Source organism: Sphaerisporangium sp. NPDC051017, from assembly GCF_040683095.1.
GTDB lineage: Bacteria > Actinomycetota > Actinomycetes > Streptosporangiales > Streptosporangiaceae > Sphaerisporangium.
This window is the reverse complement of record NZ_JBFBCI010000011.1, coordinates 83,769-106,451: the sequence shown is the minus strand read 5'-3', so window position 1 is coordinate 106,451 and position 22,683 is coordinate 83,769. Positions and strand designations below refer to the sequence as shown.

The 22,683-nt window shown below is 72.1% G+C and carries 18 protein-coding genes and 1 riboswitch; of the genes, 7 read left to right on the top strand and 11 right to left on the bottom strand.

Annotation, left to right across the window (positions count from 1 at the left end; translation table 11 throughout):
* From AB0M95_RS12690 to AB0M95_RS12655, 8 genes are all read right to left on the bottom strand, one after another.
* Nucleotides 1-870: a hypothetical protein gene (locus tag AB0M95_RS12690; protein WP_363762803.1), complete on the bottom strand. Its 870-nt coding sequence runs from the start codon at nt 868-870 to the stop codon at nt 1-3.
* Nucleotides 871-975: 105 nt separating this feature from the next.
* Nucleotides 976-3,837, bottom strand: coding sequence for an aminomethyl-transferring glycine dehydrogenase (gcvP, locus tag AB0M95_RS12685; protein WP_363762800.1), 2,862 nt, complete (start codon nt 3,835-3,837; stop codon nt 976-978).
* 164 nt (nt 3,838-4,001) lie between these two features.
* A riboswitch (glycine riboswitch) is annotated at nt 4,002-4,125 on the bottom strand.
* 163 nt (nt 4,126-4,288) lie between these two features.
* Complete coding sequence (locus AB0M95_RS12680) at nt 4,289-4,912, bottom strand: MerR family transcriptional regulator (protein ID WP_358523455.1); 624 nt, start codon at nt 4,910-4,912, stop codon at nt 4,289-4,291.
* A 146-nt stretch (nt 4,913-5,058) separates the two neighbouring features.
* Nucleotides 5,059-5,529 (bottom strand): bifunctional nuclease family protein, encoded by a 471-nt coding sequence (locus AB0M95_RS12675; protein ID WP_358523458.1) that lies wholly within the window; start codon nt 5,527-5,529, stop codon nt 5,059-5,061.
* 131 nt (nt 5,530-5,660) lie between these two features.
* On the bottom strand, nt 5,661-6,341 hold the full coding sequence (locus AB0M95_RS12670) for a MerR family transcriptional regulator (RefSeq protein WP_363762796.1): 681 nt from the start codon (nt 6,339-6,341) through the stop codon (nt 5,661-5,663).
* A 12-nt stretch (nt 6,342-6,353) separates the two neighbouring features.
* The gene (locus tag AB0M95_RS12665; RefSeq protein ID WP_358523463.1) at nt 6,354-6,860 is read right to left on the bottom strand and encodes an FHA domain-containing protein; all 507 of its coding nucleotides are present in this window, start codon (nt 6,858-6,860) and stop codon (nt 6,354-6,356) included.
* A gap of 391 nt (nt 6,861-7,251) precedes the next feature.
* The gene (locus AB0M95_RS12660) at nt 7,252-9,753 is read right to left on the bottom strand and encodes a mannose-1-phosphate guanyltransferase (RefSeq protein WP_363762793.1); all 2,502 of its coding nucleotides are present in this window, start codon (nt 9,751-9,753) and stop codon (nt 7,252-7,254) included.
* Between the two features lie 95 nt (nt 9,754-9,848).
* The gene (locus AB0M95_RS12655; RefSeq protein WP_363762791.1) at nt 9,849-10,427 is read right to left on the bottom strand and encodes a CDP-alcohol phosphatidyltransferase family protein; all 579 of its coding nucleotides are present in this window, start codon (nt 10,425-10,427) and stop codon (nt 9,849-9,851) included.
* A 178-nt stretch (nt 10,428-10,605) separates the two neighbouring features.
* On the opposite strand from AB0M95_RS12655, the gene AB0M95_RS12650 reads away from it, so the two are divergent.
* The gene (locus tag AB0M95_RS12650; protein WP_358523470.1) at nt 10,606-11,196 is read left to right on the top strand and encodes a methyltransferase domain-containing protein; all 591 of its coding nucleotides are present in this window, start codon (nt 10,606-10,608) and stop codon (nt 11,194-11,196) included.
* A 42-nt stretch (nt 11,197-11,238) separates the two neighbouring features.
* Nucleotides 11,239-12,420 carry an acyl-CoA dehydrogenase family protein gene (locus AB0M95_RS12645; RefSeq protein ID WP_363762787.1) on the top strand — a complete coding sequence of 394 codons (1,182 nt, stop codon included), beginning with the start codon at nt 11,239-11,241 and terminating at the stop codon, nt 12,418-12,420.
* A 34-nt stretch (nt 12,421-12,454) separates the two neighbouring features.
* On the opposite strand, the gene AB0M95_RS12640 is transcribed toward AB0M95_RS12645, so the two are convergent.
* Nucleotides 12,455-13,141, bottom strand: a complete 687-nt coding sequence (locus tag AB0M95_RS12640; RefSeq protein ID WP_363762784.1) for a gamma-glutamyl-gamma-aminobutyrate hydrolase family protein — start codon at nt 13,139-13,141, stop codon at nt 12,455-12,457.
* 557 nt (nt 13,142-13,698) lie between these two features.
* On the opposite strand from AB0M95_RS12640, the gene AB0M95_RS12635 reads away from it, so the two are divergent.
* Both AB0M95_RS12635 and AB0M95_RS12630 read left to right on the top strand, forming a co-directional pair.
* The gene (locus AB0M95_RS12635; protein ID WP_363762780.1) at nt 13,699-14,817 is read left to right on the top strand and encodes a globin domain-containing protein; all 1,119 of its coding nucleotides are present in this window, start codon (nt 13,699-13,701) and stop codon (nt 14,815-14,817) included.
* A gap of 317 nt (nt 14,818-15,134) precedes the next feature.
* Nucleotides 15,135-15,440: a hypothetical protein gene (locus tag AB0M95_RS12630; RefSeq protein ID WP_358523482.1), complete on the top strand. Its 306-nt coding sequence runs from the start codon at nt 15,135-15,137 to the stop codon at nt 15,438-15,440.
* A gap of 93 nt (nt 15,441-15,533) precedes the next feature.
* On the opposite strand, the gene thyX is transcribed toward AB0M95_RS12630, so the two are convergent.
* Nucleotides 15,534-16,244, bottom strand: a complete 711-nt coding sequence (gene thyX, locus AB0M95_RS12625) for an FAD-dependent thymidylate synthase (RefSeq protein ID WP_363762777.1) — start codon at nt 16,242-16,244, stop codon at nt 15,534-15,536.
* 147 nt (nt 16,245-16,391) lie between these two features.
* The gene (locus tag AB0M95_RS12620) at nt 16,392-18,530 is read right to left on the bottom strand and encodes an anthranilate synthase component I (protein WP_363762774.1); all 2,139 of its coding nucleotides are present in this window, start codon (nt 18,528-18,530) and stop codon (nt 16,392-16,394) included.
* 327 nt (nt 18,531-18,857) lie between these two features.
* Between AB0M95_RS12620 and AB0M95_RS12615 the strand changes: the two genes are divergently transcribed.
* From AB0M95_RS12615 to mctP, 3 genes are all read left to right on the top strand, one after another.
* Entirely contained in the window at nt 18,858-20,453 is a 1,596-nt protein-coding gene (locus AB0M95_RS12615) for a CocE/NonD family hydrolase (RefSeq protein WP_363762771.1), read from the top strand.
* 316 nt (nt 20,454-20,769) lie between these two features.
* Nucleotides 20,770-21,000: a DUF3311 domain-containing protein gene (locus tag AB0M95_RS12610; RefSeq protein WP_363762768.1), complete on the top strand. Its 231-nt coding sequence runs from the start codon at nt 20,770-20,772 to the stop codon at nt 20,998-21,000.
* Entirely contained in the window at nt 20,997-22,604 is a 1,608-nt protein-coding gene (mctP, locus tag AB0M95_RS12605; protein ID WP_363762765.1) for a monocarboxylate uptake permease MctP, read from the top strand. The genes AB0M95_RS12610 and mctP overlap by 4 nt, the downstream gene beginning before the upstream one ends.
* Nucleotides 22,605-22,683 lie beyond the last annotated feature (79 nt).

Sequence of the window (22,683 nt, the reverse complement as noted above, 5' to 3'; positions counted from 1 at the left end):
TCAGCCCTCGTCCCCGGCCCCCGGCCCCTCCCCCGCGCGCGGGACGGCGGCGTGGGGGCCCTCGTCACGGGCGAGCCGCAGGCGGACCTGCGCGGCCACGGCCTCGTCGGGGTGGCTGAGGCCGTACTCCCACACCGCGTCGGCGTCCTCGTCCCGGCCGCGCAGCGGGAGCGTGCGCGCCAGCAGCTCGATCGCCAGCGCCGTGCCGTCGGCGTCCCCGCCGCCCTCGGCGGCGCCCTCAACGGAGGCCGCGAACTCGCCGCAGGCCATGTCCAGGTGGGCCATGCCGAGCAGGACGCGCAGCCGCCCGGCGTCGGCGGCCCCGGGCACCTCCAGCGCCCCCAGGATCACGTCGGCGGCCTCCCCCGGCTCCCCGTCGCCGAGGAGCCGCTCGGCGAGCGCCTGGGCCGCCCGGGAGCCCACCAGGGGGTCGCGGGTGGCGAGCGCCGCCCGCAGCGCGGCCTCGGCCTCCGCGTCGTCCCCCCGCCGCGCGGCGAGGCGCGCCAGCGCCATGTGCGCGGCGGGAAGGTAGGCGGGCGTGCCGATGCCGATCACGGCCTGCCAGGCGGCCCGGGCCTGGTCGCCCAGGTCCTCGCGCTCGAACCCGCGCGCCAGGTGGCAGGCCGCCTGCGCGGCGAACTCCGGGTGCCCGGTGGCCAGGGCCGCGCGGGCCGCCGCCCTGGCGCCCGCGACGTCGCCGCGCCGCTCCAGCACCAGAGCGAGGCCGACGGCCGCCTGGGCGCGGTCGGCCTCTCCGTCGTCGGCCACCAGCTCGGCGAAGATCTCGGCCGCGGCCTCCAGCTCGCCGCTCTCGGCGAGCCTTCGCGCGTCGTCGATCCGCCGTCCGGACTCCACCTCGTGCGCCGCCATCGGGACCTCTTCTCCGCGTCGGGGGGAACTGCCGGCCTCGCGACGCGAGCGCGCCGTCGCGCGCGACATATTATGCCGATCGGGACAGGCGGCGGAGGACGGTCGTCAGTCCTCGTATGCCTCCAGCGGGGGGCAGGAGCACACAAGGTTGCGGTCACCGTAGGCCTGGTCGATGCGGCGCACCGGCGACCAGTACTTGCCCTCCCGCAGCGCGGGCACCGGATAGGCCGCCTCGGTACGGGTGTAGGGGTGCTTCCAGTCGTCGGCCACCAGGCAGTCGGCCGTGTGCGGGGCGTTGCGGAGCGGGTTGTCGGCCCGGTCGTAGGCGCCGGAGGCCACCTTGGCGATCTCGCCCCTGATCGCGATCATGGCGTCGCAGAACCGGTCGAGCTCGGCGAGGTCCTCGCTCTCGGTCGGCTCGATCATCAGGGTGCCCGCCACCGGGAACGACATCGTGGGGGCGTGGAAGCCGTAGTCGACCAGCCGCTTGGCGACGTCATCGACGGTGACGCCGGTCTCCTTGGTGATCTGGCGCAGGTCGACGATGCACTCGTGGGCGACCAGGCCCTCGCGGCCGGTGTAGAGCACCGGGTAGTGCGGGGCCAGGCGCCTGGCGAGGTAGTTGGCCGACAGGATCGCCTGCTCGGTGGCCGCCTTGAGCCCCTCGCCGCCCATCATGCGCACATAGGCCCAGGAGATCGGCAGGATGCCCGCCGAGCCGTACGGCGCGGCCGAGACCGGGCCGACCGGCGCGTCGTCCTCCAGCGGGTGGCCGGGCAGGTAGGGCGCCAGGTGGGCGCGGACCGCCACCGGGCCGACGCCCGGGCCGCCGCCGCCGTGCGGGATGCAGAAGGTCTTGTGCAGGTTGAGGTGGGAGACGTCCGCGCCGAAGGCCCCGGGCTTGGCCAGGCCGACCAGCGCGTTGAGGTTGGCGCCGTCGACGTAGACCTGGCCGCCGGCCTCGTGCACCCGCTCGCAGATCGCGGTGATCGTCTCCTCGTACACGCCGTGCGTCGAGGGGTAGGTGACCATGATCGCGGCGAGCCGGTCGCGGTGCTTGGCGATCTTGGCGTCGAGGTCGGCGACGTCCACGTTGCCCTGGTCGTCGCAGGCCACCACGACGACCCGCATGCCCGCCATGACCGCGCTCGCGGCGTTGGTGCCGTGGGCGGAGGACGGGATGAGGCAGACGTCGCGCTCGTGCTCGCCGCCCGCGCGGTGGTAGGCGCGGATGGCGAGCAGTCCGGCGAACTCGCCCTGGGAGCCGGCGTTGGGCTGCAGGGAGACCGCGGCGTAGCCGGTGACCTCGGCCAGCCAGCGCTCCAGGTCGGCGATCAGGGAGAGGTAGCCCTCGACCTGGTCGGCCGGCGCGTACGGGTGGATGCCCGCCAGCTCGGGCCAGGTGATCGGCTCCATCTCGGTCGTGGCGTTCAGCTTCATCGTGCAGGAGCCGAGCGGGATCATCGACCGGTCCAGCGCGATGTCCTTGTCCTGCAGCCTGCGCAGGTAGCGCAGCATCGCGGTCTCGGAGCGGTGGGAGTGGAAGACCGGGTGGGTCAGGTGGTCGGTGGTACGCAGCAGCTCTGCCGGCAGCGCGTCGGAGGCGGCGGTGTCCAGGTCGTCCAGCACGACCCCGTCCAGGCCGAACGCCTCCCAGACGGCGGCCAGGTGCTCGCCGGTGGTCTTCTCATCGCAGGTGACGCCCACGTGGTCGGCGTCCACCAGGCGCAGGTTGACGCCCCGGTCGCGGGCCGCGGCGGCGACGCCGGCCGCCCGGCCGGGAACGCGGGCCAGGACGGTGTCGAAGAACGCGTCGTGGACGACCTCGACGCCGCCGCCGCGCAGCCCGGCCGCCAGGATCGCGGCGTGCCGGTGGACGCGCTGGGCGATGCGCCGCAGGCCCTCGGGGCCGTGGTAGGCGGCGTACATGCCGGCGATGACGGCCAGCAGGACCTGGGCGGTGCAGATGTTGCTGGTGGCCTTCTCCCGGCGGATGTGCTGCTCGCGGGTCTGCAGGGCCAGCCGGTAGGCGGGGCGCCCGTCGGCGTCCTGCGACACGCCCACCAGGCGGCCGGGCATCTGCCGCTGCAGGCCCTCGCGGACGGACATGTAGGCGGCGTGCGGGCCGCCGAAACCGAGCGGGACGCCGAAGCGCTGGGAGGAGCCGACCGCGATGTCGGCGCCGAGGAAGCCGGGGGCCTCGGTGAGCGTGAGCGCGAGCAGGTCGGCGGCGACGACGACCAGCGCGCCGCGGGCGTGGGCCTCGTCGGCGACGGCGCGGAAGTCCTTCAGGCGGCCGCTCGCCCCGGGGTACTGGACGAGGACGGCGAACAGCTCGCCCTCGGGCAGGCCCTCGGAGAGGTCGGCCTCGGCCAGCTCGATGCCGAGCGGCTCGGCGCGGGTGGCGAGCACGGCCTTGGTCTGCGGGAGGGTGTCGGCGTCCACGACGAACACCGGGCTCTTGGCGCGGCCGGCGCGGCGGGCCAGCGTCATCGCCTCGGCGGCGGCGGTGGCCTCGTCCAGCAGCGAGGCGCCGGCGACGTCCAGGCCGGTGAGGTCGCTGATCATGGTCTGGAAGTTGAGCAGCGCCTCCAGGCGGCCCTGCGAGATCTCCGGCTGGTAGGGCGTGTAGGCGGTGTACCAGCCGGGGTTCTCCAGCAGGTTGCGCCGGATGACCGCGGGGGTGATCGTGTCGTGGTAGCCAAGCCCGATCATCGAGGTGAGCACCCGGTTTCGGGAGGCCAGCGCGCGCAGCTCGGCGATGGCCTCGGTCTCGCTCGCCGCGCCGGGCAGGTCCAGCGGGCCCTCGGCGCGGATCACCTCGGGGACGGCGACGGCCACCAGGTCGGCGACGGAGGCGTAGCCGACGGCCTCCAGCATGCGCGCCTGCTCGGCGTCGGCCGGGCCGATGTGCCGGGTGGCGAAGGGCGGTGCGGACAGGTCGCGAAGCGGTGACCGATCGGTCATGGATGCCCTCCAGTGGGGTAGAGACCGGCGCGTGGCACGCGCGTTTGCCGTCTCCCCCTCTGTCGGCGCGGTGCGATCACCGCGACCTGAGAGCTTCACCCCCCGCGGGGGCTTGCACCGTCGGTGAGGCACGCCTGGCGGGCATGCCTGCTTTCCAGAGTCGCCTCACCCGCGCGGTACGTGAGCCTGAGAGATTCCGGGGAGGTTGCTCCTTCGGCGCCCGGGTCGCTCACCGGTGCCGCGGCCGCGGCACCGGCCCGCTCCCCGGGACTCTCCCGCGCGGGGTCGTAAGCCTTCGGCTCAACTGTACCGTCCCGCCCCTGGTAGGGGGTTACCCCAGTCCCCGCACCCCGTTGCTCGGCCCGCCGGCCTGCGGGTTCGCCATGCGCGGCCCCACACCGCGTACAACTGCGACCCCCTGCCCCGGCCCCCGGTAGGGGTGCGGGCCCGTTCAGCCCGTCTTGCGGGCCTTCCTGCGGCGAGCCAGCTCGTCACCCGGGTGATCCTCCGCGGAATCCGAGGCGGCCGGCTCGACCCGTTCCCCCGGCAGCTCCGCCAGGGACCCCTCGACCTCGCGCCAGACGCCGCCGAGGGCGATGCCGAACACACCCTGGCCGCCCTCGAGCAGGTCGATCACCTCGTCGGCCGAGGTGCACTCGTAGACGCTCACTCCGTCGCTCATCAGCGTGATCTGGGCCAGGTCGTTGACCCCGCGGTCGCGCAGGTGCTGCACCGCGGTGCGGATCTGCTGGAGCGACACCCCGGTGTCGAGCAGGCGCTTGACCACCTTGAGCACGAGGATGTCGCGAAAGCTGTAGAGCCGCTGGGAGCCCGAGCCATGGGCCGCCCGCACCGACGGCTCGACGAGCTGGGTGCGGGCCCAGTAGTCGAGCTGCCGGTAGGTGATGCCGGCCGCCGAGCAGGCCGTCGGGCCGCGGTATCCCACGTCGGCGGGCAGCGACGCCGGCCGCTCGTCGAACAGCAGGCCCTGCTCTCCCGCGCGCTCCCGCGCCGACCGGCGCTGGGCCGGATCGTGCTGGCCGGCCGTCTTTCCCTCGCCGCTGCTGACCGCCACTGCGGACCTCCGGCTTTCTCTCATCCCACGGTCTGATCTGGGGGTTCGTGAATTACAACCGTGGTTTCCCTTGCACCGTAGGACCGGTGCGATGCTCAGTCAACGATCCCGCCCGGCGCGTCGTGAAGCGTAAATGCCCGATATGGCTAACCCGCACGGCCGAAGTCCTCCGGGGTGATCGTGTCCAGGAACTCGCGGAACTTCTCGACCTCGTCCTCCTGGTCGTCGGGAATGATGACACCGGCCTCGCGCACGACGTCCTCGCTGGCGTAGATGCTCGCGCCCGTGCGAAGCGCCAGCGCGATGGAGTCGGAGGGACGCGCGCTCACCTCCACCCCGTTGGAGAACACCAGGTCGGCGAAGAAGATCCCGTCGCGCAGCGCGACGATGTTGACCGCCTGCAACCGCACGCCGAAAGCTTCGATCACGTCCTTGAACAAGTCGTGGGTGAGCGGCCGGGGAGGCGGCTCCTCTGCCTGAGCCAGGGCGATGGCCGTGGCCTCGGTCATGCCTATCCAGATCGGCAGATATCGCTCACCCTTCGCCTCCTTGAGCAGGACGATGGGCTGGTTGGTGGGCATCTCCACGCGGACCCCCACGACCTCCATCTGCAACACACGCGGCTCCGTCCCATTGGGTCACCGGCCCGTTCCAGGCCTGCTCCCTTGCGGCTCTCAGCTCGCGGCGTGACCATCGCCGCAAAATTCAACGTAACATCCCCGCACCCCGAAATGTCCGGGCGGCTCCGTCAGCGGCCCAGAATGCCCCGCAGACCGCCCCTCACCAGGGCGGTACGCACTTCCTGGAGCAGCGCGGAGATCTCGCGCGCGGTCTCCCCCGCCTGGCCGGCCGCGCCCGGGGCGCGCCGGCGCATCAGCGGCGCGACGGCCTGCTCGACGAGCCCGGCCTCGCGCTCGGCGGCGGCCTTGAGCACGCGCAGGTGGCGGGGGTGCAGGCCGAACCTGGTCAGCGCGCCGGTGGCCCTGGCCACGGTGAGGGCCTCGGCGTCGTACCAGCGGGCGACGGGGGTCAGCAGGCCGTAGTCCTCCAGCTCGGCGAGGGTCTCCTCGTCGAGCTCGGCGGCCTCCAGCAGCTCGGCGCGGCTGAGCCGGACCTCGGCGGGCGGGGCCTCGCCCCCGACGGCACGAGGCCGGGCCGCGGTCGCGCCGTCCGGGCCCGCCGTCTCCAGGTGGTCCTTGATCACCCGGAGGGGAAGGTAGCGGTCACGCTGGGCGGTGAGGATGTACCGCAGGCGCTCGACGTCGGCGTGGGTGAACTTGCGGTAGCCCGACGGGGAGCGCTGGGGCTCGATCAGCCCCTCGCCCTCGAGAAAGCGGATCTTGGAGACGGTGACGTCGGGGAAGTCCGCCCGAAGGATCTCGAGGACCTCCCCGATGCTCATGAACGCCCGGGCGGCCTGCGCGCTCATCACCGTTCCTCCTCACCCACGCGTGAGGAACACCAGCCGGAACTTGCCAATCTGGACTTCGTCGCCGCCGGACAGGGGGAGCTCCTCGATGCGCTCCCTGTTGACGTAGGTGCCGTTGAGGCTGCCGACGTCCCTGGCGGTGTAGTAGTCGCCCCGCCGGTAGAACTCGGCGTGCCGGCGCGAGACCGTCACATCGTCCAGGAAGATGTCGCTCTCGGGGTGGCGGCCGGCCGTGGTGAGCTCGCTGTCGAGCAGGAAGCGGCTCCCGGCGTTCGGCCCGCGCATCACGACCAGCAGCGCCGTGCCCGGTGGCAGCTGGTCGACGGCCGCGCGGTCGGGAAGGAGCGTCTGCCCCGTCGCCTCCGAGTCCATCGCCTCGATCCCGCTCAGGGAGATCGTCGAGGTCGTGTCCCCCACCGGCGTGCTCTCGGGTCGGCTCAGTGGCGACCCGCACCGTGAGCAGAAACGGGCGTCTTCAGGGTTGGCATTGCCGCACTGCGTGCAGTAGACGCTCGGCATCGATCGGCTCGGCCTCCTACCGCGAAGTCGCGGCGACGGTGCTCAGGGCGGCGTGCCTCGGTTCTTCGCTTCTCATGTTCCTCAGGCTGCGAATGCCGCAACATACGCTGATGAGTCGCAAAGGTCAAGATGAGGGCGTGCTCGCGGGTTCGGACATGCTTGGTGAGGCTCGCTCGGGCTCTCGCTGCGGGGGCCGGCGAGTGCTCGTGTACGACTTGCTCGCCTTTCCCCTTCCTGCCCGGCTCGCCGCGCCGGTCCAAAACTACCGCCCGCGCGGCCCCGCGGTCCATGCGCCGCGCCGGACGAATGTGACCGGAACCGGTGGGTAACGGTGGTTCAGGGGCAGATCGAACCCGTATCGCGCGGGCGGGCGGCCGCGGGGGGCGGGCGGTCAGGTGCCGACGGCCTGCTCGACCACGCGGGCCCAGCGCTCCAGCAGGGCCTGGGCGACGTCCAGGTCGTCGCCCTCGGCCCACAGGTGGGTGACGGCCTCGGAGGGGTCGGGCAGGATGAGCGCCCAGCCGCCGTCCTCCTCCACCACCCGGACGCCGTCGGTGGTGTCCAGGCGGTAGCCGTCGGCGGCCTCCACCACCGACCGCATGACGGCCCCCTTGGCCGCCCACGGCGTCGGCACGGTGCGTTTGAGCATCTTGGCCTGCGGGATGCGCGCGTCGATCTGGCTGAGCGACAGGCGGGTGCGGGCGACCAGGCCGAGCAGGCGCAGGAAGGCGGCCAGGCCGTCCACCGTGGGCGCGAACTCCGGGACGATGAAGCCGCCGCGCCCGTCCGCGGCGAAGATCAGCTCGGGGTCGGCCGCGGCCGAGGTGAGCGCGTCCAGGGCGGTGGAGGTCCACTGCACCTGGGCCCCGTGGAAGCGGCAGACCTGCTCGGCGACGCGGGTGGTGGTCACCGGCAGGGCCACGCGGCCGCCGCGGCGCTCGGCGGCCACCAGGTCCAGGACGACGAGCTGGGCGCGTTCCTCGCTGATGAGCTGGCCCATCTCGTCGACCAGGGAGATGCGCTCGCCCACCGGGTCGAACCGCACGCCGAACGCGGCCCGGGAGGACCCCACGAGCTCGGCCAGGCGCTGCAGGTCCCTGCGGCGCTCGGCGAGGGTCTCGGTCGGCGAGGAGTCGTCCAGGCGGTTGTTGACGGTCAGGACGTCGACGCCGACCCGGCCGAGCAGGCTCGGCAGCACCAGCGCGGAGGTGCCGCCCGCGCAGTCGATGACGACCTTCATCTCGGCGTCCCGCACGCCGGACATGTCGACCCAGCGCAGCAGCTCGCGGGTGTAGTCCTCCACGGCCCTGGCGGGGAAGCTGAGCTCGGCGATCTCGCCGGGGAACGCGCGCCTGAACTCCTGGCGCGAGAAGACCCGCTCCAGCTTGCGCTGGGCGTTCTGGGACAGGTCGGCGCCGTTCTCGTCCATGAAGACGATGTCGACGCTCTGGGGGTCGCCTGGGGTGGTGCGCAGGGCGATGCCGCCCGAGGCGGTCTCGTTGGAGGTGTGGAAGCGCGCCACGGGCATCGGGGCGGCCTCCAGGTCCAGCACGTTGATGGCGCTGGCGTTGAGCGCGCTGATCACGGCGCGCTTGAGGGCGCGGGCCGCGCGGGAGGAGTCGCGCGAGGTGATGACCGAGGCGCCCTTCTTCAGGGTGGTGGCGTAGGCGCTGGCCAGGCGGACGCACAGCTCGGGGGTGATCTCGACGTTGACCAGGCCGGAGACGCCGCGCGGGCCGAACAGGCTGCGCTGGCCGCGCGACTCCCAGATCACGCTGGTGTTGACGACCGCGCCCGCCTCGATCGTCTTGAACGGGTAGATCTTCACCCCGGAGGAGACGTAGGCCTCGGCCTCGATGACGCACTCGTCGCCGACGACGGCGTTCTCCTCGATGCGGGCGCCGGTCATGATGTCGGTGTTCTTGCCGATGACGCATCCGCGCAGGTGGGCGCTCGGCCCGATGTAGACGTTGTCGTGGACGACGGCGCGGTGCAGGAAGGCGCCCTCCTTCACCACGACGTTGTCGCCGAGGACGGTGTACTCGCGCAGCTCGGCGCCGGCCTCGACCTTGGCGTAGCCGCCGATGTACAGGGGGCCCTTGAGGATGGCGTCGGGGTCGACCGAGGCGCCCTCGGCCACCCACACGCCCGGGGACAGCTCGAAGCCGTCGGCGTCCAGCCGCACCCGGCCCGACAGGGCGTCGGCCTGGGCCTTGAGGTAGCTCTCGTGGGTGCCGACGTCCTCCCAGTAGCCGGAGGCGACGTAGCCGTACAGCGGGGCGCCGCGGGCGAGCAGCTTGGGGAAGACGTCGCCCGACCAGTCGACGGCCGTGCCGGGGGCGACCTCGTCCAGGACCTCGGGCTCCATGATGTACACGCCGGTGTTGACCGTGTCGGAGAAGACCTGGCCCCAGGTGGGCTTCTCCAGGAAGCGCTGCACCCGGCCGTGCTCGTCCACGATGATGATGCCGAACTCCAGCGGGTTCGGGACGCGCTTGAGCCCGATGGTGACCAGGGCGCCGTTCTCCTCGTGGAACCTGATCATGTCGGTCAGGTCGACGTCGGTCAGCGCGTCCCCGGAGATCACCAGGAAGCGCTCGTCGCGCAGCTTGTCGGCGGCGTTCTTCACGCTGCCGGCGGTGCCGAGCGGGATCTCCTCGGTGGCGTAGTGCAGGCTCATGCCGAGCTCGTCGCCGTCGCCGAAGTAGTTGCGCACGAGCGCGGCGAGGAACTGCACGGTGACGACGGTCTCGGTGAAACCGTGCCGTTTGAGCAGGCGGAGCACGTGCTCCATGATCGGCCGGTTCACCACGGGAAGCAGGGGTTTGGGCTGGTTGGCGGTCATCGGCCGGAGCCGAGTCCCCTCCCCGCCCGCCATCACGACGGCCTTCACAAATCACCCTCCGGAAGTTTCGTCACGGTGGGCACGCGGCCGCGCTTACGCGGGTGATCGCCGTGAGGTGCCGCCGAGGCGGCCCGACGATACGATCATGCCCGGCTCGCCTCTTCGATGAGCCGGCGTCCCTGAACCACGTAAAGCGCCCCCGCCCACCAATAAAGACCTGTTCCCCAGATGGCGAAGGCCCATCCCAGGATCCGGGCGACGTCGGCGTACCAGCCGTCGTGGGACGCCAGGAAGAGCAGCGGGAAGGCGTACAGCAGGCTGGCCGTCGCCGTCTTGCCGAGGAAGTGGACCGGCAGGGCCGGGCCGAAGCCATGCCTGCGCAGCACGGGGACGCCGAGCAGGAGCACCAGGTCCCTGCCGACGAGCAGCGCGGTCAGCCACCACGGGATGACCTCCCGCAGGGTCAGGCCGATCAGCGTCGCCAGGATGTAGAGCCGGTCGGCCAGCGGGTCGAGCAGCCTGCCGAGCCGGCTGGTCTGGTTCCAGGCGCGGGCCAGCTTGCCGTCGAGCCAGTCGGAGAACCCGGCCGCCATTAGCAGCGCCAGGGCCCACCCGTCGGCCCTGGGCCCGAGCACGAGCCACAGGAACACCGGCACGCCGAGCAGTCGCAGCATGCTCAGGACGTTCGGAACCGTCCAGATCCGGTCCTCGGCCGATCTCACCGGCTTGCTCCCCTCATGCCCCCCGCGTCGATCTGCTGCCGACCCTACCGGGGCGCGGCGCGCGGCGGCGGGGCGGGCGGCCCGCCGCCGCTCCTTCTGAAGACCGACGCCGAACCGATCACGAGATCCACCGCATTGGGGAAGCGAGCACGCCCCGCCGTTCTCTAAGGTCGTGGGCATGGCCAATGACACAGCCCTCTTCTTCGGGCAGTTCGTACGATCGCCGGGCAAAACCGGCGCGGTGGCGCCCAGCTCCCTCCGCCTGGCGCGGGTGGTCGCCTCGCCCGTGCCCGAGCGCGGGGAGCCAGTGATCGTCGAACTCGGGCCCGGGACCGGCGTGTTCACCGGCGAGATCCAGCGCCGCCTCGGCGGCCGCGGCCGCCACCTGGCCGTCGAGATCAACCCGGTGCTGGCCGCCCGGCTCTCCGAGCGCCACCCCGGAGCCACGGTCGTCGCCGCCGACGCCTGCGACCTGCCCCGCCTGCTGGAGCGACACGGCCTGACGCGGGCCGACGTCGTGGTCAGCGGGCTGCCGTGGGCGGCGTTCCCGGCCCGGCTGCAGGACCGGCTGCTGGAGGCCATCACGGCGGTGCTCGGCCACGATGGGGCGTTCACGACCTTCGCCTACACCCACGCCCGCACGCTGCCCCCGGCCCTGCGGTTCCGCCGCCGGCTGACGGAGGCCTTCGAGGAGGTCGTGCCGAGCCGCACGGTGTGGGGCAACCTGCCCCCGGCGTTCGTCTACCACGCCCGCCGCCCACGCGCCTGACCCGCCGCGCCGAAGGCGCGGCCATAGACACTGGAGGTCACGGTGGACTTCACGCTCCCGGAGAGCGCCGAGGACGTCCGTCGCGGCGTCGCCGCCATCTGCGCGCGCTACGACATGGACTACTGGCAGCGGTGCGAGGCGGAGAAACGCTGGCCGGAGGAGGTCTGGGCCGAGCTCGCCAAGGGCGGGTGGCTGGGCCTGGCCGTGCCCGAGGAGTACGGCGGCGGCGGCCAGGGCCTGCTGGAGCTGGCCGTGGCGACCGAGACGCTGTCGGCCTCGGGCTCGGCCGGAGGTTCGGCTTTCACGTACGTGCTGACGCCGGGGTTCGGCGCGCTGACCCTGGCGCGGCACGGCTCCCCCGAGCAGAAGGCGGCGCTGCTGCCCAAGCTGGCCACCGGTGAGCTGGAGACGTGCTTCGCGCTCACCGAGCCGGACGCCGGGTCCAACTCGCTGGCGATCTCCACCTTCGCCCGCCGCGACGGCGGCGAGTACGTGATCAACGGGCAGAAGATCTGGATCACCGGGGTCCAGCGGGCCACCTGGATGCTGCTGGTCGCCCGCACGATCCCGGCGGCCGAGGCCAGGCCCCGCACCAACGGGCTCACCGTGTTCCTGGTGGACGTGCCGAAGGCCGTGGCCGAGGGGCGGCTCTCCTACCGGCCGATCCCGAAGATGGGCGCCAACACCACGCCCTCGAACATGGTGTTCTTCGACGACCTGCGGGTCCCCGCCTCCGACGTGCTCGGCCAGGTGGACCAGGGCGCGGTGGTGCTGTGGGACGTCCTCAACCCCGAGCGCATCCTGCTCGGCGCGAGCGCCCTGGGCGGGGCGGAGGTGGCGCTGCGCGTGGCCGTGGCCTACGCCAAGGAGCGGGAGGTCTTCGGACGCCCGATCGGCGCCAACCAGGCCATCGCGTTCCCGCTCGCGCAGGTGAAGGCCAAGATCGAGCTGGCGCGGCTGATGCTGTACAAGGCGGCCTGGCTGTTCGACCGGCACCTGCCCTGCGGGACCGAGGCCAACATCGCCAAGCTCACCGCCTCCCAGGCCGCCTGGGAGGCCGCCGACCACGCCTTCCAGACCCACGGGGGCATGGCGTACTCCCTGGAGTACCCGGTCGCCCGCCTGCTGGCGGACGCGCGGATCGGCAAGGTGGCGCCGGTCACCGAGGAACTTCTGCTGAACTATCTGGCGACCCAGGTGCTGGGACTGCCCCGCAGCTTCTGACGCGCGGCCCGGCGAGGCCGCGCCTCCCCGCGGGTCAGTGGATCGCGGCCTCCACCAGGGCGTCCACCAGGCGGTTGTCGTTGCCCCGCTCGGGGTGCCACTGGACGCCCACGCAGAACCGGTGGCCCTGGAGCTCCACGCCCTCGACGATCTGGTCGTCGGCCCAGGCGATGGCCATCAGGCCGGCGCCGAGCCGCCGCAGGCCCTGGTGGTGGGGCGTGGACACCTCGATGTGGTCGCCGATGGCCTTGCCCGCCTTGCTGGACACGCTCACCTGGATGGCGTGCGGCGTGCTCGCGGCGTGCCGGTCGTGGTGGACGGCCTCGGGCAGCCACCGGAACAGCGAGCCGCCCAGGGTGACGTTCAGGACGTGCATGCCGCGCGCGACGCCGAGCACCGGCACGTCGGCGTCGATGGCCGCCTTGGCGAGCGCCATCTCGAACCTGTCGCGCCGCGGCTGGGGCTCCTCGAGCCGCTCGTCCCGCTCCTCGCCGTAGACCGCCGGGTCGACCTCCACGCCGCCGGCGAGGATGAGCCCCGACAGGCCGCGGACGTAGCCGTCCACGGCGCCCAGGCTGAGCGGTGGGACCAGCACCGGGGCACCTCCCGCCTTGTCCACCGCCTTGGCGTACGCGGGCGGCGAGAGGACGGCCTCGCGCACCCAGCTGCCCCAGCGGGCGGCGTCGAAATATGTGGTGATACCGATAAGCGGTCGGGACATGCGGTCTCCAGGGGCTCGCGCACGGTCGTGCCGCCCTGCGGCGGCACCCAGCCCAGTAAGCGGTGGCAGACCAATCATGGCGCACAACATTTCCGGGTATGTCACGTATCCGGGTATCAGTCACGTCTCACTGACCCCATGAGTCACATCCGTCCCAGCGCCCCGCTCGCCCGCCGGGCGCGGTCCGCACGGGCTCCCGCGCCCCCTCCGCCGCGCCGGACGCCAGGCAGGCGGGGAAATGAGAGACGGATTCACCATTTCGCCCGCACCGGCGTCGAGCCCATGATTTCGACGATCGAATACGAATAAATCTCTCATTCAGGCCGTTTTCCTGCAGTCCTGATCGGCCATTACGGAGAATCAACCACCAATTACGAACAGTTCGCTTTACCGCCACCTTGTGGTGAAACGGTTGTGAGGGGCATGAGGGAATGGAAGACTCCAATTCGAGCGATCGGTCGCGCCGGGGCCGCCGGACGCTCACCGACCCGGAACCGTCAGGAGGTGGCACGACAAGACCGGACATCGTTTCCGGTCTATTAGGGTGGCGTCGACAAATGTCGTTGAATCCGCGTCTCGTCAAGGAAAGTTTCTCGGACCTCCAGCCCGTCATGGGCAAGGCCGTCGCGTACTTCTACGGGAGGCTGTTCGCTGAGAGCCCACAGCTCCGCGGGCTGTTCCCGCCCGCCATGGACGTCCAGCGGGACCGCCTCTTCGGGGCGCTCACCCGCGTCGTCTGGAGCCTGGACAGCCCGGACAGCCTGCGCAACTACCTGGGACAACTCGGCCGGGACCATCGCAAGTACGGCGTGTTACCCGAGCACTACACCGCCGTGGGCAACGCGCTCCTGGCCACGATCAAACGCTTCGTCGGCGACGGCTGGACCCCCGAGGTCGAGGCGGCGTGGGCCGCCGCCTACACCGCCGCGGCCAACATGATGATCGAGGCCGCCGAGGCCGACGCCGGGGTCTCCCCGGCCTGGTGGACCGCGGAGGTCGTCGACCACGAGACCCGCGCCCCCGGCCTCGCCGTCATCACGCTGCTCCCGGCCGCGCCCCTGCCCTTCGCCGCCGGCCAGTACATCGACGTGCAGACCCCCCGCTGGCCCCGGGTCTGGCGCACCTACTCCATCGCCAACGCGCCCCGCCCGGACAACACCATCCGCCTGCACGTGCGCACCGTCCCCGGCGGGTGGGTCAGCACGACGCTGGTCTCCCGGACGCGCGTCGGCGACTCGGTCCTGCTCGGCCCGCCCGTCGGCGCCATGACGCCGCCGGAGAGCGAGCACCCGCGCGACCTGCTGCTGGTGGCCGGCGGCACCGGCCTCGCCCCGCTGAAGGCCATCGCCCAGCACGTCATCGCCTCCGGGGACCGCCCCAACATCCACCTGCTGTTCGGCGCCCGCACGGCCGCCGAGCTGTACGACCTCGGCGACCTGATCCGGATGGAGGCGCACTACCCGTGGCTGCGGGTCGTCCCCGTCGTGTCCGCCGAGCCCGCCTACGACGGGATGCGCGGCACGCTGCCCGACGCCGTGCGCCGGTTCCACTCCTGGACCGAGCACGAGGTGTACGTCTGCGGGCCGCCCGCCATGGTGAGCGAGATCGTGCGGCTGCTGGAGGACGACGGCGTGCCCCCTGGCCGGATCCACCGGGATCCGGTCCGCGAACCATGAGGGCACGCGCCTGCCCGGAAACCGGCCTTCCGCGCAGGGTAACCAGATATCGCAGGACGATCCGGGCGATCTGATCACCAAATCGCGGGGAGTCCGGCGGACGCCCCGCCGACGTGACACGATGATGCCGATCCGCGCGCAGCGGCCGACACGTCGGCCGGGCGGCGCCACGCCGTGACGGGGGGAACGGCGACGCGGCCCGGCCCCGCGAAAGAAAGGGCGACCATGCTGGGCACCCCGCCCGCCGCCGGCCCCCGGCGGCACTCTCCCCCCTTCGCCCGGGCCCGTCAGACCACGCCGGCGGTGCGCTGACTCCCATGGCCAAGCCGGTCACGCTCGTGACATTCGTGCTGCCCAGCGCGCTCGGCCACTGGGGCAGCGGAGCGACCGAGGTGCGGGTCTTCGCCGTGGCGGACTCCGCCGAGAGCCGTCCCACGCTCGGCGCCGCCCTGCACACCCTCCGACGCACCCATCCGATGCTGGAAAAACGCCTCTGCGACGAGTACGGCGGGATCCGCCGTCACATCAGCATGTTCGTCTGCGGCGAGAACGCCCGGCGGCTCGGGGGGCTGGACTGCGCCTTACCCCCCGGAGCCGAGGTGTACGTGCTGCCGGCCCTGTGAGCCGCCGCTGACAGGCGCTGTGACCGGCTCTGTGACCGGCGCGGCGGCCGGTACCGTGATCGGCGCCCTGGCCGACGGGGGGCCAGGGGTCGATCAGGGGGCGACGCGGCCCGCGGCGTTGAAGGCGGCGTGGGTGAGCGGCATCAGCCCGGCCCAGATCGCCTCCATCTTCTCGGCGACCATCTCGATCTCGCGCTGCGGGAACGACGGCACCGTGGCCCGCTCGTCCTTGGTGCGCAGCGACAGGAAGTGCATCAGCGAGCGGGCGTTGCACGTGGCGTACATCGAGGAGAACAGCCCGACGGGCAGCACCGCGCGGGCGACCTCGCGGGCGACTCCGGCCTTCAGCATCTCCTGGTAGGCCTCGTAGGACCGCCGGTAGGAGTCCTCCATGGTCTCGGTCACCAGCTTGTACTGCTCGTCGTCCCCTTCGACGAAGACGTACCGCCCTGGCTTCCCCTCCTGCACGAGCTTGCGCTCCCGCCCGGGCACATAGCAAACCGGACGAAGCTCACGATACCTACCACTCTCCTCATTGTATGACCAGCCGACCCTGTGGCGGTGGAATTCGCGGAAGACGAGGATGGGGGCGCTGATGAAGAAGGTCATCGAGTTGTGCTCGAAGGGGCTGCCGTGGCGGTCGCGCATGAGGTAGTTGATCAGTCCCTTGGAACGCTCCGGGTCCTGGTCGACGGCCTCCAGTGACTGCTCGCCCGCGGTGGAGACCCGGGCGGCCCACACCACGTCGGAGTCGGCGGCGCTGTGCCTGACCAGCTCCACCGTCACATCGCTCAGGAATTCCACGCTCGGTTCCCCCTCCGTTTGCGGCCGCCGCCATCGTACTGGAGTACGAGTCCGGAACCCCGCCGAAGGCGGCGGACGCGGTGGGCGGGCACGCCCGGGCCGTCTCCGTCCCGGGCGTGCCCGCCGCGTGTCAGCCCGATCCTTGGCTCAATCCCGGCACAGCCGCAGCACGTTGGCGATGATCCGGGCCCCGGCCCCGCCCTCGACGGTGAGGATGGACTCGGGGTGGAACTGGACGGCGAAGCGGCGGTTCTCGACGTCCTCGATGGCCATGACCGCGCCGTCGGGGGTCTCGGCCGTGACGGTGAACCCCTTCACGTCGGGCCGCTTGGCGTGCAGGGAGTGGTAGCGGGCGGCGGTGAACTCCTGCGGCAGGCCGTCCAGCAGCGCGCTCTCGCCCACCCGGGCGACCTGGCCGCGCTTGCCGTGCTCGGGGTGGGACAGCAGCGAGAGGCCGCCGCCCGCCTGCTCGACCATCGCCTGGAGGCCGAGGCAGACGCCGAACACGGGCAGCCCGCGCGCGTACAGGGCGTCCAGCAGGGCCGAGCAGCCGAAGTCGGACGGCCAGCCGGGGCCGGGCGAGAGGACCACCATGCCGGGGTCGACGTCCTCCAGCATGGTCAGGGGGAAGCCGTGGCGCAGGGTGACGACGTCGGCGCCGTACTGGCGGAAGTAGTCGGCGAGGGTGTTGACGAAGGAGTCCTCGTGGTCGACGAGCAGGACCTTCACGCCCTCGCCCGGCCGCTCGGGCGCGGGGGACGAGGCGGCGTGGTCCTGGTCCTGGGAGCGGCCGACGGCGGCCAGGGCGCCGAGCAGGGCGCTGGCCTTGAGCTCGGTCTCGCGTTCCTCGGCCGCGGGGTCGGAGTCGAACAGCAGGGTGGCGCCGGCCCGGACGATGGCCACGCCGTCGCGGATCTGGGCGGTGCGCAGGGTGAGCCCGGTGTTCATGGCCCCGTCGAAGCCGAGGTAGCCGACGGCGCCGCCGTACCAGCGTCGGGCGGTCGCCTCGTGGTCCTCGATGAACTGCATGGCCCAGGTCTTGGGGGCGCCGGTGACGGTGACGGCCCACATGTGGGTGAGGAAGGCGTCCAGGGCGTCGAAGCCGGGGCGCAGGCGTCCCTCGATGTGGTCGACGGTGTGGATGAGGCGGGAGTAGAGCTCGATCTGGCGGCGGCCGATCACCTGCACCGAGCCGGGGACGCAGATCCGCGACTTGTCGTTGCGGTCGACGTCGGTGCACATGGTGAGCTCGGACTCCTCCTTGACGGAGCTGAGCAGGGTGCGGATGGCCTCGGCGTCCTCCACAGGGTCGGCGCCGCGGGCGATCGTGCCGGAGATCGGGCAGGTCTCGACCCGGTCGCCCTGGACGCGGACGTACATCTCGGGCGAGGCGCCGACGAGGTGCTCGCCCTCGCCGAGGTTGAACAGGAACTCGTAGGGGGCGGGGTTGCTCTGGCGCAGGTGGCGGTAGAAGCCCGCCGGGTCGGCGCAGGGGGCGTGGAAGACCTGGCCGGGGACGACCTCGAACAGGTCGCCGCGGCGGAACCTCTGCTTGGCGGCCTCGACCACGCCCGCGTAGTCGCCGCGCACCGGGTCGGCGGGGATCTCGGCGGGCGGGGCGGGCAGCGGGACCGTCTCACCCGCGCGTTCGAGGCCGCGCGTGGAGACGCCGTCGACGGTGAACTCGTAGAGGTACTCGCGGCTGGTCTCGCGCTTGCGGTCGATGACCATGACGCGGTCGGGCAGGTGCAGGACCAGGTCGCGCTGGCCGGCCGCGCGTTCGAGTCGCCGGCGGATCGGCTCGAACTGGAACGCCAGGTCGTAGCCGAAGGCGCCGTACAGGCCGAGGTGCTCGTCCTCGCCGGCGAACGCGGCGATGACCTCGCGGATCGCGGTGAACACGGTGGGACGGCGGCTGCGCATCTCTTCGGGGAGGATGTCCCCGGTCTCGGCGATGTGGACCTCGACGTGGTCGGGGGCCGGTTCGGTGGTGGGCTTGCCCACGGCCAGCAGGCAGCTCGTGACCGCGGGCATGACGACCCGGCCGCGGGCGTTGAGCGCGCGGGCGGAGATGGCGCGGCCGCGGGCGACGATCTCCAGCACCGGGTCGACGTAGGCGAGGTGCCATCGGCTGTAGCGGCCGGGGTACTCCATGCCGGAGGAGAGCACGCCGCCGCGACGCTCGCCGAGCGAGGAGACGACGTCCTCCAGCACCGACTCGGGTACGTCGGCGGTCGTCACCTCGACCTTGATGCCACCAGCGGTGGTATATGCGCTCGTTTCCACCCTTGCCCCGCCCTTCTTGATCTTCGATTTGCCCCGGGCGGGCACGAAAAACGGCCGCCTCCCGGGGCGGCCGTCCGTAGGTATGCGAAAGTCGCGCCGCCTATGCGGGGCGCCACCACTGAGCAGAAGAGGTCTTTCGCATGCTGGCATGCTAGCGGCCCCCGGTGCGCGGCGCCACTTGTCCGCCCCGGCACACCGGCGACGGCGGCACCCCGGGCGGTGAGTGACGTAGGTCACAGCGCCACCCGCAGGATAGCACTAGCATGTTACCGGAGAGTAACGCGCCGCTTACATCGAACGGGGTATGACTCCAAACGAGGAGCGCCCATGACTCGGTTTCCGTACAGGGTCGTCGTGCACAGGGACATGCGGGTCCCCATGCCGGACGGCGTCGTGCTACTGGCCGACCGGTACATCCCGATCGGCGTGAGCGCTCCGCCCACCATCCTCGTCCGCTCCCCCTACGGCAGGCGCGGGCTGTTCGGCCTGGTCTACGGCAGGTCGTTCGCCCGGCAGGGCTTCCAGGTGATCCTGCAGAGCTGCAGGGGCGGGTTCGGGTCCGGCGGCGAGCTCACCCCGCTGGACGAGCAGGACGACGGGCTGGCGACCGTCGAGTGGATGCGCGCCCAGTCCTGGTACGGGGGGACCTTCGCCATGCACGGCCCGAGCTACCTCGGGTACGCCCAGTGGGCGATAGCGCCGTTCGCCGGGCCGGACCTCAAGGCCATGGCCACCCAGGTGACCGCCTCCCAGTTCCGTGACGCCGCCTACGTGGGCGGCTCTTTCGCGCTGGAGGCCGTGCTGAGCTGGAGCACACTGACCGCCATGCTCTCGGGGCCGCTCAGCGGCGCCGCGCCGGTCTTCGCCCCGCGCCGCACCCAGCGGGCGGTGATGTCCGGCCGTCCCGTCGGCGAGTTCGACCAGGTGGCCGCCGGGCGCACGCTGCCGTTCTACCAGGAGGTGCTCAACCACCACGCCGACCCGGCCGTCCCGTTCTGGAAGAAGAGGGACTTCTCGGCCACCGTCGGCGAGGTCGAGGCGGCGGTCACCATGACCGGCGGCTGGTACGACGTCTTCCTGCCGTGGCAGCTCAAGGACTACGCGGCCCTGCGCACGGCCGGGAGGCGTCCCCATCTCACGATCGGGCCCTGGCACCACGCGGACATGCGGCACGGGCGGCTCGCCAACCTGGACGCGCTGAACTGGTTCCGCGCCCATCTGCTCGGCGACGCCTCGGGCCTGCGGGCGAGCCCCGTGCGGCTGTACGTCACCGGCGCGGGGATGTGGCGCGACTACGACGACTGGCCCGTGCCCGGGATGACGGTGCGGCGCTGGCACCTGCGGCCCGGCTTCGGGCTCGGCCCCGGCGGCCCGGAGGACTCTCCCCCGGACCGCTACCGCTACCACCCCGCCCACCCCACCCCGGTCCTCGGCGGCCCGACGCTGCTCGGCAACTCCGCGCCCCGCGACAACCGGCGCCTGGAGGCCCGGGCGGACGTCCTCGTCTACACCGGCGAGGCCCTGCGCGAGGACCTGGACCTGATCGGCCCGGTCACCGCCGAGGTGTTCCTGCGTTCCAGCACCCCCTACACCGACCTGGTCGTCCGCGTCTGCGACGTGCGCCCCGACGGGGCGTCGTTCAACGTGTGCGAGGGCGTGCGCCGGCTGTTCCCCGGGGCGCCGCCCGCCGACGCGGACGACGTGCGCCGCGTCGAGGTCGAGCTGTGGCCGATCGCCCACCGCTTCCTGCGGGGGCACCGGGTGCGGGTCCAGATCGCGAGCGGGGCCTACCCCCGGCTGGCGCGCAACCTCGGCACCGGCGAGCCGCTGGCCACCGGCCGCACGGCGGTCGCGGCCGACCAAGAGGTCTTCCACGATCCCGAGCACCCCTCGTCGATCATGCTTCCCCATGCCCGCGCCTGACGCCGCGCCCCCGGCACGCGTGCCGTACTCCGGTCACGGCCGTTCACGCGCGAGTCAGACCGCTTGTCAAGAGCCGCGGGGACGATGAACGGCGACCGGGCCGAACCCGTCGCCGAAAGGGCGTCCCCCGGCCACGCCTCCCCCGCGTGACGCCCCAGAGCTGGGAGGATCGGCCGGGCGGGCCCGTTCACCGCGCCAACAGGTCCGTTCACCGATTGGTGAGGGTTCCGCCTCACGCGCGAAATTACGCTTCCGCTCAACCGGACCACCGGCCCCACCAGGGCCGGTGCCGCCTCCCTTTCGCGAGGAGAGTGAGTTGACCACGCCCCCCAGCGATCAGCGCCCGGCCAGGAGCGATCGCAGCCCGTGGAACTGGCTGCTGCTCGTGCCGATCGTCATCCCTCTGATCACCGCCCTCTACAACGCGGACGAGCCCCGCCTGTTCGGGTTCCCGCTGTTCTACTGGCTGCAGCTCGCGTTCATCGTCCTGGGCGTCGCCTCCACCACCATCGTGTACCGGATGGGCAAGCGGAGGGGCGGCCGATGAGCGAGCACGTCACCGAGATCCTGGTCTTCGCCGTCCTGTTCCTGCTGGTCAGCGGCATGGGGTTCGTCGCGGCCCGCTGGCGCCGCCCCGACGACCTCGCCAGCCTGGACGAGTGGGGCCTCGGCGGCCGGAAGTTCGGCTCCTGGATCACCTGGTTCCTCGTCGGCGGCGACCTCTACACCGCGTACACCTTCGTGGCGGTCCCCGCCCTGCTGTACGGCGCCGGCGCGACCGGGTTCTTCGCCCTGCCGTACACGATCATCACCTACCCGATGGTGTTCCTGGTGATGATCCGGCTGTGGTCGGTGTCCCACGTGCACGGCCTGGTGACGCCCGCCGACTTCGTCCGCGCCCGGTTCGGCTCGCCCACGCTGGCCCTGCTGATCGCGATCACCGGCCTGGTCGCCACGATGCCGTACATCGCCCTGCAGCTCGTCGGCATCGAGGCGGTGCTGAAGTCGATGGGCGTCAGCGGCGAGCTGCCGCTCGTCATCGCGTTCGCGATCCTCGCCGCCTACACCTACCAGTCGGGCCTGCGCGCCCCCGCGCTGATCGCCTTCGTCAAGGACACGCTGATCTACATCGTGATCCTGGTGGCGGTCATCTACATTCCGGCGCGGCTCGGCGGCATGGGCTCGATCTTCGACGCGGCCCGGGCCAAGTTCGAGGCCACCCCCGCGCCGGGTGACGGGTATCTGCTCAACGCGAACAACCAGCTCCAGTACGTCACACTGGCGTTCGGCTCGGCGATGGCGCTGTTCCTGTACCCGCACAGCGTGACCGGCGTGCTGGCGGCGCGCAGCCGGGGCGTGATCAAGCGGAACATGTCCGCGCTGCCCGCCTACAGCCTGCTGCTCGGCCTCATCGCGCTGCTCGGCTACATGGCGATCGCCGCCGGGGTCAAGCCGATCGTCTCCGGCGGCAAGGCCGACCCCAACACGGTGGTCCCGCAGCTCTTCGACGCGATGTTCCCCGACTGGTTCACCGGGGTCGCCTACGCCGCCATCGGCATCGGCGCGCTGGTGCCCGCGGCGATCATGTCGATCGCGGCGGCCAACCTGTTCACGCGCAACATCTACAGGGAGTACATCAGGCGGGACGCCACCGACGCCCAGGAGGCGGCGGTCAGCAAGATCGCCTCGCTGGTCGTGAAGATCGGCGCGGTGCTGGTCATCCTGCTGATCGACCCGCAGTTCTCCATCGACCTCCAGCTCATCGGCGGCGTGATCATCCTGCAGACGCTGCCCTCGGTCGCGCTCGGCCTGTTCACCCGCTGGTTCCACCGAGCGGGGCTGGTCGCCGGGTGGGCGGCGGGCATGGCCGCCGGCCTGCTGATGCTCTACAACATCGCCAACCCGGCCACGAACCACGCCCACTTCGGCGGGTCGGCGTTCCCGCTGGAGAAGCTGGGCCTGGACACCAAGATGACGATCTACGCCGGTTTCCTGGCCCTGGCCGTCAACCTGGTGGTGGCCGTCGCCGGAACGCTGGTCGCCCGCGCCGCCAAGCTCGCCGAGGGCGCCGACGCCACCCGGCCCGCGGACTACTTCGCCGACGAGGGCGACCCCCGCGTCCAGGACGTCCAGCTCACCGCCTCCCACTGACCCCGCCCCCGTCCGTTCCCCTGCACCTCCCCGGACGCCTGTAGGCCGCCGCGCCGGCACACCCCGGCGCGGCGGGAGC